Annotated in this window: 9 protein-coding genes; 4 read left to right on the top strand and 5 right to left on the bottom strand. The window is 44.2% G+C overall.

Annotated features, from left to right (window positions below; all coding sequences use genetic code 11):
- Window positions 1–109: 109 nt before the first annotated feature.
- Window positions 110–2,224: an adenylate/guanylate cyclase domain-containing protein gene (locus LFX25_RS15780; protein WP_238731064.1), complete on the top strand. Its 2,115-nt coding sequence runs from the start codon at window positions 110–112 to the stop codon at window positions 2,222–2,224.
- A gap of 75 nt (window positions 2,225–2,299) precedes the next feature.
- Entirely contained in the window at window positions 2,300–4,438 is a 2,139-nt protein-coding gene (locus LFX25_RS15775) for an adenylate/guanylate cyclase domain-containing protein (RefSeq protein WP_238731063.1), read from the top strand.
- Window positions 4,439–4,469: 31 nt separating this feature from the next.
- Here the strand turns inward: LFX25_RS15775 and LFX25_RS15770 are convergent, their stop codons facing one another.
- Together LFX25_RS15770 and ccrA are read right to left on the bottom strand one after the other, a co-directional pair.
- Window positions 4,470–6,812 (bottom strand): phosphatase domain-containing putative toxin, encoded by a 2,343-nt coding sequence (locus tag LFX25_RS15770; protein ID WP_238731062.1) that lies wholly within the window; start codon window positions 6,810–6,812, stop codon window positions 4,470–4,472.
- Window positions 6,813–7,179: 367 nt separating this feature from the next.
- Entirely contained in the window at window positions 7,180–8,427 is a 1,248-nt protein-coding gene (gene ccrA, locus LFX25_RS15765) for a crotonyl-CoA carboxylase/reductase (RefSeq protein WP_238731061.1), read from the bottom strand.
- Between the two features lie 274 nt (window positions 8,428–8,701).
- Here ccrA and LFX25_RS15760 point away from each other — a divergent pair, with 274 nt between their 5' ends.
- A complete protein-coding gene (locus LFX25_RS15760; RefSeq protein WP_238731060.1) occupies window positions 8,702–9,463 on the top strand; it encodes a YqjF family protein in 762 nt (253 codons plus the stop codon).
- Between the two features lie 252 nt (window positions 9,464–9,715).
- Window positions 9,716–10,474, top strand: coding sequence for an LIC10244 family PerRA/PerRB upregulated protein (locus LFX25_RS15755; protein WP_238731059.1), 759 nt, complete (start codon window positions 9,716–9,718; stop codon window positions 10,472–10,474).
- Between the two features lie 151 nt (window positions 10,475–10,625).
- Here the strand turns inward: LFX25_RS15755 and LFX25_RS15750 are convergent, their stop codons facing one another.
- Genes LFX25_RS15750 through LFX25_RS15740 form a run of 3 tightly spaced genes read right to left on the bottom strand, consistent with a single transcriptional unit; the run spans window position 10,626 to window position 12,878 of the window.
- Complete coding sequence (locus LFX25_RS15750; protein WP_319937446.1) at window positions 10,626–11,381, bottom strand: PPK2 family polyphosphate kinase; 756 nt, start codon at window positions 11,379–11,381, stop codon at window positions 10,626–10,628.
- Window positions 11,365–12,051, bottom strand: coding sequence for a TetR/AcrR family transcriptional regulator (locus LFX25_RS15745; RefSeq protein WP_238731057.1), 687 nt, complete (start codon window positions 12,049–12,051; stop codon window positions 11,365–11,367). The genes LFX25_RS15750 and LFX25_RS15745 overlap by 17 nt, the downstream gene beginning before the upstream one ends.
- Window positions 12,048–12,878 (bottom strand): ankyrin repeat domain-containing protein, encoded by an 831-nt coding sequence (locus LFX25_RS15740; protein WP_238731056.1) that lies wholly within the window; start codon window positions 12,876–12,878, stop codon window positions 12,048–12,050. Before LFX25_RS15740 ends, LFX25_RS15745 begins: the two co-directional genes overlap by 4 nt.
- Window positions 12,879–13,004: the final 126 nt, after the last annotated feature.

Below are 13,004 nucleotides of genomic sequence, written 5' to 3'. Positions count from 1 at the left end.
GAGCGGCCGATTCGGATTCCGCAAAAACCGAAATTGATTTAAGTAGTTTGAATATTCATTGACCTCTTCGTTTAACAAAGCATAATCTCGAATAGGTTCCGGATTCTACATGAACGTTCTGCGCTTATTCGTTTTATTTCTTTGTTTTACGTTTTGCTCCTGCGATTGGATTCTACCCGTACCGTTTCCAAAAGCGGAAAAAGGAATTTTAGACCTTCGGGACTGGGACTTTGAAAAGAACGGACCGGCTCTTCTCGAAGGAGAATTCCGTTTTTTATGGAAAACCTTTTCTTCGGAATCGTGGCCGCAGAATTCTTCCTTTGCTTCCGTACCGAAATCTTGGATCAAGCTGACGGACGAGGAAGGAAAGAATTTTCCTTCCTTGGGATATGCGACTTATTTTTTGAAAATCCGACTGCCGGATTCTCTTGTGAATCAGGAACTCGCGTTGCAAGCCGATATTTCGGAAACCGCATACGAGGTTTATCTCGGTTCTCAAAAGTTAGGAAAAATCGGAGATGTCGGAATCAGTTCAGAAACTTCCCGGCCGGAATGGAACAAAAAGATTTTTTCCTTTTACAACACTGAAAAAGAACCGGTTTTGAAAATTCTAATATCCAATTTTCATCATGCACGGGGCGGGTTGACAGGAAAATTCTTGATCGGAAAGAGTTCGGCGATTCAATCGATCCGCGAAAAAAGATTAACGCTCGAAGTTTTCGTTTTCGGAAGTCTCGCGATCATGGGGCTCTATCATCTTACGCTGTTTCTTTTGAGACAGGATGAAAAATCGGTTCTTTATTTCGGTATTCTTTGTCTGATTTATTGTTTTCGTTCCGCGAGTACTGGAGAAAATCTGATTCAGGTTTTGCTGCCCGGCCTGGACTATTCGATTCACTCGAAGTTCGTTTATCTTTCTTTTTATTTGGCGGTTCCCGTTTTTGCCGCTTTCTTTCGTTCCTTATTTCCGTCCGAGTTTAATTCATATTTATATTACGGAATTCTAATTTTCGGAGGTTTGTCCGCAGCCATCGTCGCGATCACTCCTCCTCTGTTTTTTACTGCGACGATCGACGCGTATTATATCTTTACGTTTGCCGTGTTCTTTTACGGATTTTACATTCTGGTCGCCTCGATTCTAAAGAAAAAAAGCGGAGCGCTTCTCCTTCTGAGCGGCTTGCTCGTATTTTTTGCGGTTTTTTTTCAGGACACTCTTTACAACAAAAGAATCATCAACACGGGTTATTTCTCTCCGATCGGACTTTTAGCGATGGTTTTTTCGCAGGCGTATCTACTGGCGATTCGTTATTCCCAGGCCTTCGGTGCGATCGTGGATCTCACAAAGTCGCTTAACAAAACGAATACTTCCTACGGTCTTTTCGTTCCGAGGGAATTTCTCAAAATTCTGAACGAACACAACTTTATCGACGTTAAACTCGGGGACGTCGCGGAAGAAGAGATGACGATCCTATACAACGAAATCCGAACCGCGCAGTTTCTCGGGGATCAGTCTTCGGCAAAGGAGAACTTCGAGTTCATCAATTCGTATCTCGGAAAAGTGGGTCCTTTGATCCGCGATAAGAACGGTTTTATCGACAAGTATTTCGGCGACGCCTTCCTTTCTCTATTCTCGCAAAAAGCCGAAGACGCGTTGGAAAGCGCCGTCGAAATTCAAAATATATTAAAAGAAATTAATATCTATCGGATCGGAAAAGGAAAGGAAGCCGTGCGCGTTGGAACCGGGCTACACAAAGGACCGATTCTTCTCGGTACGATCGGTGAATCGGAGCGTATGGAAGGCGCGGTGATTTCTCCTTCGGTTACTCTCGCGACACGGGTCGGGCAACTTTGCCGTATGTTCGATTCTTCCATTTTGATTACGGATCACGTTTTGTTCGGTTTGGAAAAACCGGAACGATATTCCATGCGAGTCTTGGATCGGATTCAATTGAAGGGCCACAACTCGGTCGTAACGATTTTAGAAGTTTTTAATGGACAATCGGATTCCGTTCTCAATCTTTTTATGGATACGAAAGAGGAGTTCGAACGGGGAATTTCCAATTTCAGACAAAGAAATTTCGAAGAGGCCTGCGTGATTTTCAATCGGGTTTTGGAAAGGAACAAATTAGATCAACCGGCCCGCTGGTATCTCGAAAAATCGATTCATTATTGCAGAGTCGGCTCACCGAATAACTGGGACGGAGTCACCGTCTTAGAAGTCTAAATCGACGAACCCCTGAAGTCGAATATTCAACTTGACCGAGTTAAAGATCGGGTGAAAGAATTAAGAAAAGACTCCATGATTTCGTTCAATCTCATTCGAAGCCGTGTTTTTGTTTTTCTTCTTTTTTGTTTTCTATTCAATCGATGTGCGATCGAATCGGAACGTCCGTTTGTTTCGGCTTCTTCCGGAGTGATCGATCTGAGTTCTTGGAATTTTGAAGAATACGGTCCCGTTTCTTTGCAAGGTGATTGGACGTTTCGCTGGAACGAGTTCGCGGAACGATCGGAAGTCGAGCCGGAAAAAAATCGAACGATGCCCGTTCCCAAGGCTTGGACTCGGATCAAAGACGCGGATGGAAAGAATTATCCCGGCACGGGAATCGCGACTTACTTTTTAAAAGTCGTTCTTCCGGAAAATTATCCGATCGGCAGTTTGGCGATTTTGGCGGAAACATCCGAAACCGCGTACGAGGTTTGGATCGACGCAACTAAAATCGGATCGCATGGAATTCTAGGTAAAACCGCGGACACTTCCACGCCGGAATGGAACGTAAAGATTCTTCCGTTTCAAGTCCAAAAGAAAGAATTTCAGATTCGAATTCCGATTTCCAATTATTATCACGCGAGAGGCGGTTTAACCGCGCGATTGATTCTCGGCAAAGAGGATCAGATCATTCGTTTGCGGGAAAGAAGATTGACCGTAGACGTTTTTGTTTTGGGCTTTCTCATTGCGATGGCTTTGTATCATTTTACTCTTTATTTTTTACGGAAGAAGGACGCGGCTCTTCTGTATTTCGGAGTTCTTTGTTTTGTGTTCTGCTTTCGAGAAATCACGACTGGGCAGAATCTGATTCAAGTGTTGTTTCCCGGATTCTCCTATCTTCTTCACATGAGAATCGTATATCTGAGTTTTTATTTGATCCCCCCGATCACCACCGCGTTTTTGCGCGCTTTGTTTCCGGACGAAATGAAGAAAGAGATTCATTACGGGATCGTATTTGTCGCTTCGATTTTTTCTTTAATCGTTGTTTCGCAGGAACCGGTTTTGTTCACCGGAACAATCGAATATTATTATGTTTTTACATTCCTTTGTTTTGCGGCGGGTTTTTACGTTTTGTTGCTTGCATTGTTTCGGAAAAAGCCCGGAGCGATCGCGATTTTAATCGGAATGTCCGCGATCTTTCTCGCCTACAGCCAGGATATTTTTTACAATAAAAGAATCATCCCGACTTTCATTCTCGCACCGTTCGGATTGATCGCCTTGATTTTTTCGGAAGCCTTTCTTCTCGCAAAAAGATATTCTTTAGCCTTTGATGCGGTGGAAGATATGTCCGAAAGTTTAAAGAAGGTAAATTCATCGTACGGATTGTTCGTTCCGAGGGAACTCTTAAGAATATTAAATAAACATGATGTATTCGACATTAAGCTCGGGGATATCGCGGAAGAGGAGATGAGTCTTCTCTACAACGAGATTCGAACCTTTTCCGATTTTTCCGAAAAGATGAGCGGAAAGGAGAATTTCGAATTCATCAATTCCTTTTTAGGAAAGGTCGGACCTGCGATCCGGGAACGGGACGGTTTTATCGACAAGTATTTCGGCGAAGGTTTTTTGGCCCTGTTTCCGCCGGAACCTGAAAAAGCTTTGGAAAGCGCGGTGGAAATTCAGCGTATTTTGAGAGAATTCAATCGGGAAAGAATTGCAAACGGAAAAGATCCAGTGCGCTCCGGAAGCGGAATTCATATGGGACCGATTTTACTCGGAACGATCGGAGAAGCGGAGCGGATGGAGAGCACGGTCATATCTCCTTCGGTCAACGTCGTGTCTAAAATCGGACAACTATCGAGGATGTACGATTCCTCTTTGTTGATTACGGACTCGACCTTATTTCGTTTAACAAATTCCTCCAAATACTATTACAGGGTTTTGGATCGGATTCAAGTACGGGATCAGAGAACCGTTTACACGGTTTTGGAAGTGTTCAACGGACTTCCCGAAAGTCTGATCGATTCGTATATGAACACGAGAGAGGAATTCGAACGGGGAATACTTCTGTTTCGCGAAAAACATTTCGAAGAAGCCTGCGTCGTTTTCAACCGTATCCTGGAAAAGAACCGGGCCGATCAGGCCGCGAGGGTTTATCTCGAAAAATCCGTACACAACTGTAGGTTCGGAGTTCCGGAAAACTGGCAAGGGGTCACCGTTTTAGGCGATTAGCTCGATCCTATTTTTAGAAATTTAGAATATCCTAATGTATGAATTTTTTTTCAAAGTTTGAAAGGAATTCCTCCTGAATGCCCGATTCGATCGCCCTCGCGCTTCTGGATTCCCGAACGAGCGAAATCGCTTCTTCGGCTCCGAGTTTTTCTTTCCAGATCGTATAAGCGGCCGCGAGCGTTCCCGAACGTCCGAGTCCGCCCACGCAATGAATGAGTAATTTTCCGTTTTGGGAAAGAGCCTGGTCCATCCAATGCAGAGTAGGAATCGCTTGATCGATCAAAGGAGCCATCTGATCCAAGATCGGACAATGATATACGTTTAAGCCGTGCGTTTGATATTCTTTTCGTAATTCCTTGACTCCGTATTCCAAAAACTCGTTCTCCGTTAAGAGACAAAGAACGTGCGTGATTCCTTCCTTTCGAATCGTCGCTATATCGTTTTTCAAATTCCGATCGCGGTCCTTTCTTCCCGGAAGAATGGTAAGTCCGATTCGGGAAAAATTATTTCGATCTGATTTTAAGTAGTCGATGCGAAGAGTTTTGGATCGTTCGATATATTCTCGGATTGAGTCGATACAAATGCTTCCGTGATACAAGGCCCATTTCTTTTGCCATTCGTTCGATTCGTCGAAGGATAGGGTATGCATCGCGTAACGAAGCGCGCCCGTGTGGAGTTGATACGGATCTCTATCCATCTGTATTAAAGAAGGATAATACGATCGAAGACGTGCTATAGCCGAATACGCTTTTGCAATTTTCGGATATCGGAAGAATTGGCGAGGCTGTGACGGAATCGCAACGCCTAAATCCGGAATTTTTAAAAGTTCTTCGCTCAATCGAATCGCTTCTTTCCATTCCTCCGCGGTTTCTATTTTAGTGAAAATAAACAGAATGTCGTTTTCCAGTTTGATCAGATCTTTCAGGATATGTCCTTTGTGTGTGTGAAAGAAGTCGATCAGCCAAACGTTGTTTTGTGCGTCGAGAATAATGTTCGCACCGTTTAAATCCCCGTGAACATACGAAGTGTAATGAGCGACCGCGGAATATTCCTTAAGAGAAACCAAATCCTCCTCGTAAAATTTACAGACATTCGGTATGGAAACGCCGGGTTCTATCTCCAAGGTCGAACCGTCGGCGGATTTTCCGAGAATCGATTCGACCCGTTTGCGAACGCTCGGCGCGTATTTAGATTGAAAATCATAATATTCTAATAAATTTAATTTCTCCTGCGATGCCGCTTCGTAGAGTTTTCCGAGTTGTTTTAGGAAAACCGTGTCTAAGATCGACTCGATTTCACGGATATCGTCCGAGTTTTCGAACATTTTTTGGAAGGTTCGAACGTTCCCTTCGAGCATGGCCGCATAACGGTATTTAATCGCACCTCTGTTTTCCAATTCGGCGAAGTCCACGATGGAAGGTGCGTTGTTTCCGAGAACTTCCTCGATTCTTTCGAACGAAATTCTTTCTTTGGCGATCAAATCCCTCGGTCCGATTTTGATCACAGAAGGAACCTGGTTGTGTCCGATATGATCCATTGATTTCGATTTTAATACGACATTTCCCGAAAAACCTCCGTCCAAACATCGAAACTCTACGTCTTTGCAATCGCGGAAAAGATACAAAAGAAGTTTTTCGTCAGTGTCATCGACCTTATATCCTTCTTCGTATCGAAAATGATCCGATGAAATTCTGGAATGTGTGATTCTTTTTTCGAGATTGGGAACGGTTCCGCTCAGAAAGGAAGTGAATGCGCCGATGGAAGGAAAGATCTTTACTCCCAGAATTTCCTTCATTTGATCCAGTGCGATAAAGTGCATTCCTATGGAAGAAGACGCAGTGAGTGCGGGACAAATCGCGATTTCCCATTCTGGATATCGGGTTCGAATATCGTATGCAAGAAATTGAACCTTCGCTTCGGTCCAAACTCCCGAGATTCCCACTTTGATTGAATGTCCTTTTAACGGCTCGAGAATTTTTTCCAAAGTCGTATCGACAAAGTCGTTTAGTCCGGATGCGTTTACGATGTGATGACGATCGTTTTCGTTTCGAATCCAAGATTCGAATACGAATTCGGCTCCTTTGGTGTTTTTGATACAATGAGATCCGAATTGTGCGAGATGTTCTTTTTGGGAAGAATCGGAAAGATCGTGCCAATCCCGAATGTGAACGATCCAAAGATCCTGCGGATCTACGGAATAGGCCCATTCAATTAAGGAATGAATCGGTCCGTATTCGGTCATTTCTCCCAGAAGACGCTTGGCTTCCAGATATCCCACGTGAAGAGCGTTGGGAAGCGGATCGTATTTTTCTATTAAAGCCGCGAAGTCGTTTTGAAGACACTGAGTGAAAAGAATCGCTTTCGGTGGATGCATATCGATGGGAGGAGAAGAATATCGATCCGATCGGAAAAAGCAAATGGTTTTTAAGAATTTGACGATCTCTCATATAAAAGTCGTCTTCGGAGATAAGTTTCTCAAGAATCGAAATCGAGTTATCGTTGTTTTTGGAAGCGTTCTTTTATAAAAAGTCCGCTAAATCACTCCCGCGAGCGATCGAGGCGGGGTCAATAAATTGAGATCTTGGATACTACTTACACTAACGTCGTTCTCTTTCAATTTATTGACCGGAGCTGAGAGCGCGGTCCGTCGTACGACGGACGCGGCCGAATCGATTGCTCTTAAAATAAAAAACCCCGAAAGCGAGCGCTCTCGGGGTTTGAAATCGAATCGGAAAAAGAAATTATTTTTTTCCTAATCCGAGTTTGTCGGCTCCGACCAGGATGGACATGTTTCCGGCCGGGTGTTTGTTTTCCTTCATCAATTGGTGAGAAAGCGCAGTCTCGTTCCAAGCGAAGGTTTTGGAAAGACAAGGATCGACCTTTTTCTCGATGACCAAGTCGTTCAGACCTTTTGAGTTTTCGTCGTTCGCAAAGTGAGAACCTTGGAGACGTTTTTGTCTCATCCAGAGATAACGCAAGTCGACGGTCGCGTTGTATCCCGTGGTTCCCGCGCAAATCACTACCATACCGCCCGTCTCACAAACGAACATGGAAGTCGGTATGGTGGTTTCACCCGGATGTTCGAATACGATCTTAGGATTGTTTCCTTTTCCTGCGATGTCCCAGATCGCCTTTCCGAATTCGCGAGCGGCCTTCGTCCATTCTACGAATTTTTCGGTCTTGTTGATCTCGGAAGTCAAGGCTCCCCAGTGGTTGAACTTCTTGCGATTGATTACTCCTGCCGCGCCGAGTTTCATACAGAAGTCGATTTTGTCGTCTTCGGAAACGACTGCGATCGGAATTCCGCCCGCGGCCTTTACGATCTGAATCGCCATTGCGCCCAGTCCGCCCGCGCCTCCCCAGATCAGAACCACGTCGCCTTTTTGTACGTCGTTCGGTTTCCAGTGGTGCAACATTCTGTAGGCGGTAGCTCCTACAAGCATGTAAGCGGCGGCTTCTTCCCAAGTGAGATGTTTCGGTTTGGGAAGGCACTGATGATCTTGGACCTTGCAGAATTGCGCGAAGGATCCCCAGTTGGTTTCATAAGCCCAGATTAACTGAGAAGGGGCAAACATAGGATCTTTTCCCGCTTTGACCCAAGGATCGTTTTTATCCCAGATTCCGCAGTGAAGAACGACTTCGTCTCCGACTTTTACGTTCTTAACTTCGGAACCGACTTTGTAAACGATTCCGGATGCATCGGACCCGCCGATATGAAACTTCTCCGGTTCGCCTTTCTTGTTTCTTGCGCCGATAACGTCTACGGGAAATCCGAGAGCGGCCCAAACATTGTTATAATTTACACCGGCTGCCATTACCGCGACCAGAACCTCGTCGGGAGCTATTTCTGGAACATCGATGAGTTCTTCCTGAATTGCGGTGATCGGATCGCCGTAGCGCTCAGGACGAACGACCTGTGCATACATTTTTTTAGGAACCTGTCCTAAGGGTGGGAGGGTTCCGATTGGAACGGATTCAATTTGGCTCATGTGCACAGATTTCTGAACTTTGGTATTTGATCTACACCAATTTTAGGGGGAGTTCCCACGTTTTTAGGGAGAATCGGCCCGTTTTCGAAGGAGTTCCCACAGTTTCGGCGGGAGGAATTCTCCCTTAAGTTATGAAACGTTGGAGTTCCCACAAAAAAGGACTCAATTTTCGAAGATTGACCCCTTTGAGAAATCGCGTGGCTACGGATCGCTGCAGGAGTTCCCACAAAAAACTTCTATTCGCTTCCAATGGAGAATATAAATTCATCCCGCGATGAATCCGAATTCACTTTCATCCATATTGAGTCAAACCGCACATCGACCTTGGGCATTGCCGAAAGCGAAACCGTTCATGATCCAGTATTGGGACGAACTCGCTTTCCTACACTGGGAAATTCCGATCGGCTTTTTGGAAGAAGTTCTTCCGAAAGGATTGAGTCCGGACACATATCAAGGAAAGGCCTTTATCGGATTGGTACCCTTTCGCATGAAAGGCGTGCGGCCTACGTATCTTCCGCCGCTTCCGTGGCTTTCTTATTTTCCCGAATTGAACGTCCGAACCTATGTTCAAACGCAGGATAAACCCGGTGTATATTTTTTCAGTTTGGATGCGAGCAATCCACTGGTTGTTGAAATCGCCAGAAAATTCTTTCATCTTCCGTATCTCAACGCGGACATGACATTGCAAAGAAAGAATATTCAAAAAACATTTTATAGTAATCGAACCGATTCTCGCGCGAATCCCGCCGGGTTTCACGCGGACTATCGACCGATTTCCGAACCGTATCGATCGCAGCCGGGAACACTGGAGCATTGGCTGACCGAACGATATTGTCTTTATTGTAAGGATTCTTCGGGAAGAATTTACCGCGCCGAAGTGCATCATCTTCCCTGGCCTTTACAAAAGGGAGAATGTAAAATCTACGAAAACACGATTCTGCGCAGTCATAGAATCCCCGTATTACAAACCGAACCGCTGATTCATTATTCGCATTCTTTGAAAGTTGCCTTGTATCCGATGGTTCGCATAATCTAAGCTGAAGGAATTCGAATACAAAGAGTGTTCTTTTGAGGTTCAAACTAAAACGAAGGGATTAGAGGCGACGAAAAGGACGGAAAGAATTTACCCTTTTCCTTCGGAAAATGCCGGAAAAGGGTTTGAAAAAAACGCAATCCCACGTCTATTGATGCATCCTTATTCACAAAGAATTCACTGATCGAAATCTCGCATTCAAAACGGATCGGGGTTCATCAAGAATCAACAATATCATTTCGGAGAAACGAAGGCATGCTGGCACATATACGACCCGATCAACTTATCTGTAAAGACTCTGATCGCGAAAAAAGTCTGAAAACATTAGGGATGATGTTGGAACTGAGCGAAAAGTGTTACGTCTTTGGAAAATATTTTTTGATCGACGCTTTCGATTCCGAAGACCATCCGTTTCTTCTGAGAAAAGGATTTGATTTGATGGGAATCGGAATGGATGCGGAAAACGTCCACAACATCCTGAAAGGATACATCGTTTCCGGAAATTACGAAGGAAAGGAATTATTAGATAGAATCATCATACTCGAAGGGATGGAAGCGATTCAGAAGGAGCTGCACATTACCGTGTTTCTGGAAAAAGTGGCTTCTTATTTCGGGGAATCGTATCAGGAAAGTTTTTGGAATTTCGTAACTCAGAAGAGAAAGGAGATCGATACGATCCTTCTCAACGATTTTTACGCGGAATTCTGCAATTCTAAACCGCAGATCGATTCGGACATACTGTTGAGCCGCGCGTTTCATTCTCTTTCCTACAACGAATTGAAGGATTTGTTGAGACAGGTGAGCCTTCCCGATCTCGCGGAGGCGTTAAAAAGCGTGCGTGAAAAACTCGTGATTCAAGTATTAGATTTTCTTGATAGAGAATCTTCTCGTTGGCTTATGAAGGAATTGATGAGATCGGACGATTCTTACGATAGCTCGGAAAAGGTAAAGGAAGCACAATTGAAAATTCTGGGCGTCTTTGCCTCTAAAAAGGGAATGAACCGGGCTTTGTAAAACGAAAACCGGACTTCTTAGTTAGGATTTGAAAGGCCGAATGAAAATTCGGCCTTTTTTTGTTTTTGCGGTTCGAAAATTTCATCGATGCCATTTTCGCCGTTCTTTTCCGCAAATGCAAGTCCGTCTCTTGCACGTTTTATTTGCCGATTTAAGAAACGATCCTTTCCAATTCTTTGCAAAGAATTTTGGCGATTTGATAATTGCGGAACCATTTCTTATCGGCGGGAATTACGTTCCATTCTTTCTCCTGGTCCTTATATCGAAAGATCGTCTCGTACGCTTTTTGATAATCTTCCCAACGGTCTTGCGTCGTCTGATCGGACGGATCGTATTTCCAAGTTTTATCGGGATCCGAAAGACGTTCCGTGATTCTTTGTTTTTGCTCTTCCTTGGAAATATGCAGAAAGAATTTAAGAATCAGAGTTTCGTTCTCGCGCCGAAGATGTTTTTCGAAATCTCGAATGGATTCCAATCGTTCTTCGATTCTTTTTTCGGAAAGAGTTCCTAAAATCTTAGGCATCAACACGTCTTCGTAATGCGATCGATTGTGAATGTGGATCATCCCTTTCGGCGGAACGTATTTGTGAATTCTCCATAAAAAGTCGTATTGGATTTCTTCCGCGTTCGGCTTTGTCCAGGATTTTACGTAGCAACCTTGCGGATTGATTCCCGCAAAAACGTGCTTGATCGTTCCGTCCTTTCCCGAAGTGTCCACTCCCTGCAAAAGAATCAAAACCGAGCATTTTTTCTGTGCGAATAACTTTTCCTGAAATACGGAAAGTTCTTTGAGATATACTTCCGTTTTTTGAAGAACTTCGTCTTTGATTTTGTCTTTGGGAGGAAGAGTATCTACGTTTTCAAGATTCATACTTTCGGGTTCCTGCGCGTTATTGTTTGAAAAGATCGATCATCGATAGAATGGATTTGCGGACCGATCGAAAGATCGGCAACGAGGAAAGTTTTAAGAGTTGAAAAACAAGATCCAAACCCTTATCCAAAAGAAGTTCGGTCTTTTTCTTATGAGCCGATCCGTCGAACAGCCAAACATAAATGATTCCAAGTTGAAAGAGCCAGAATAGAGAGGGAAGTTCTTCCTTTAAATCGGAAGGCAGAGAATCTTTGGAGGAATCGATCGCGTTTTTAAAAAGAGAAATCGCGTCTTCCCGAATCTGCTTCGTTTCTTTGCTGAAAGGGGAAAGCGGATGATGAGGATCGCCTCCGCTCCTTGCGAGTACGTGCAGGAATTTTTCATGTCCTTGAAACTGGCTCAACTTGTATCGAACGACGTTTTTAACTCTGGCCTTCAGGTCGGATTCGATTTTACAATATTCGTTATTTTGAATGTTTGCGTCGTCTTGGGTCTGTCTGTAGAACTCAAGAACGATGTCTTCCTTCGTTTTAAAATGATAATACGAAGCGCCAACGGCGAGTCCCGCCTTTTGTGCGATGGCGCGCATCGTCGTTTCGTCATAACCTTCTTTTTGAAATAGGGAAATCGCGGTTTTAAAAAGAAGAGACCGGGTCTGTTGCGACTTGCCGGTCTCTTTTTGCGTTTTCGAATTTTTCCGAATCATGCGGGAACTTCAGCTTCTCCGAAAGTGTGGGAAATTTTCTTTCTGAATTTCGCGAACAGGAAGAGGTTGAAAAAGTGCATCGCTCCCAGAAGCAAAAGTACTACTCCGACTTTTGTGGTGAGAATTTCGATACATTCTGCCAGATCTAAAGGTTTTTGACTGGAGGTCAAGGAAAGGCTTATGTAGCCGATGTTGATCAGATAAAATCCTACGATCAAAAGATGATTGATCGAATCCGCGAGTTTTTCTTCCCCGTTGAACATTTGAATCAAAAAGATTCTTCCGTTGTTGAAAAGAGTTCTCGCGACCCAGATAGTCATCAAGATGCTGATAATCAAATATCCGATGTAAAGTCCGATGGTGAACGGACCCGAACCCGGTTTCGAATACTTAAGACCTTTCGCCAAAAGATACGCGACGACGCTGTTGTTTCCGTAATGGGATGCGATATCAAGAGCGTTTTCTCCGTTGCGTGTCAGATAGCCGCTGAAAGAATCTCGATTCAAAACCAAATCAACGATCTTACTGTCCGGCATTCTTGCTGCGTAGTGAATCGGATATTCTCCCGCGTTATCGGGTGTATCGATCCTGTTGTTGCGATCCAACACGAATTGAACTACGGAAGGGTTTCCGCTTTCGATCGCGTAAAATACCGCGGATCTGCCGCGACTATCTGTGTTGTCGAACGTCGACGGACTTTCCGAATAGATTTTTTCCAACTTCGCGAGATTTCCGATTCGAACCGATTCAAAGAAATCGGATTGGGAATCCGCAAAGGCCGAGGCGGTGATTCCGAAGAATAAGGCCCAAACAAAGATGCGTTTCATAATTTAACTCCAAATTTGAACATGTTCAAAAAATAGCACCATCGCGGAATTTTGGCAATCAAAAAATTTGAACACGTTCAAAAAATATCTCTAAGGTGTTTTCAAACGGAGAATGACCCGAATTTT

The organism is Leptospira sanjuanensis, assembly GCF_022267325.1.
GTDB lineage: Bacteria > Spirochaetota > Leptospiria > Leptospirales > Leptospiraceae > Leptospira > Leptospira sanjuanensis.
This window is presented reverse-complemented; position numbering and strand designations above follow the sequence as displayed.

What these genes read in the sequence shown, in the direction of transcription:
- LFX25_RS15780 (WP_238731064.1), top strand. Translation starts at nt 110, where the DNA reads ATGAACGTTCTGCGCTTATTCGTTTTATTTCTTTGTTTTACGTTTTGC.
- LFX25_RS15775 (WP_238731063.1), top strand. Translation starts at nt 2,300, where the DNA reads ATGATTTCGTTCAATCTCATTCGAAGCCGTGTTTTTGTTTTTCTTCTT.
- LFX25_RS15770 (WP_238731062.1), bottom strand. Translation starts at nt 6,812, where the DNA reads ATGCATCCACCGAAAGCGATTCTTTTCACTCAGTGTCTTCAAAACGAC.
- ccrA (WP_238731061.1), bottom strand. Translation starts at nt 8,427, where the DNA reads ATGAGCCAAATTGAATCCGTTCCAATCGGAACCCTCCCACCCTTAGGA.
- LFX25_RS15760 (WP_238731060.1), top strand. Translation starts at nt 8,702, where the DNA reads ATGAATCCGAATTCACTTTCATCCATATTGAGTCAAACCGCACATCGA.
- LFX25_RS15755 (WP_238731059.1), top strand. Translation starts at nt 9,716, where the DNA reads ATGCTGGCACATATACGACCCGATCAACTTATCTGTAAAGACTCTGAT.
- LFX25_RS15745 (WP_238731057.1), bottom strand. Translation starts at nt 12,051, where the DNA reads ATGATTCGGAAAAATTCGAAAACGCAAAAAGAGACCGGCAAGTCGCAA.
- LFX25_RS15740 (WP_238731056.1), bottom strand. Translation starts at nt 12,878, where the DNA reads ATGAAACGCATCTTTGTTTGGGCCTTATTCTTCGGAATCACCGCCTCG.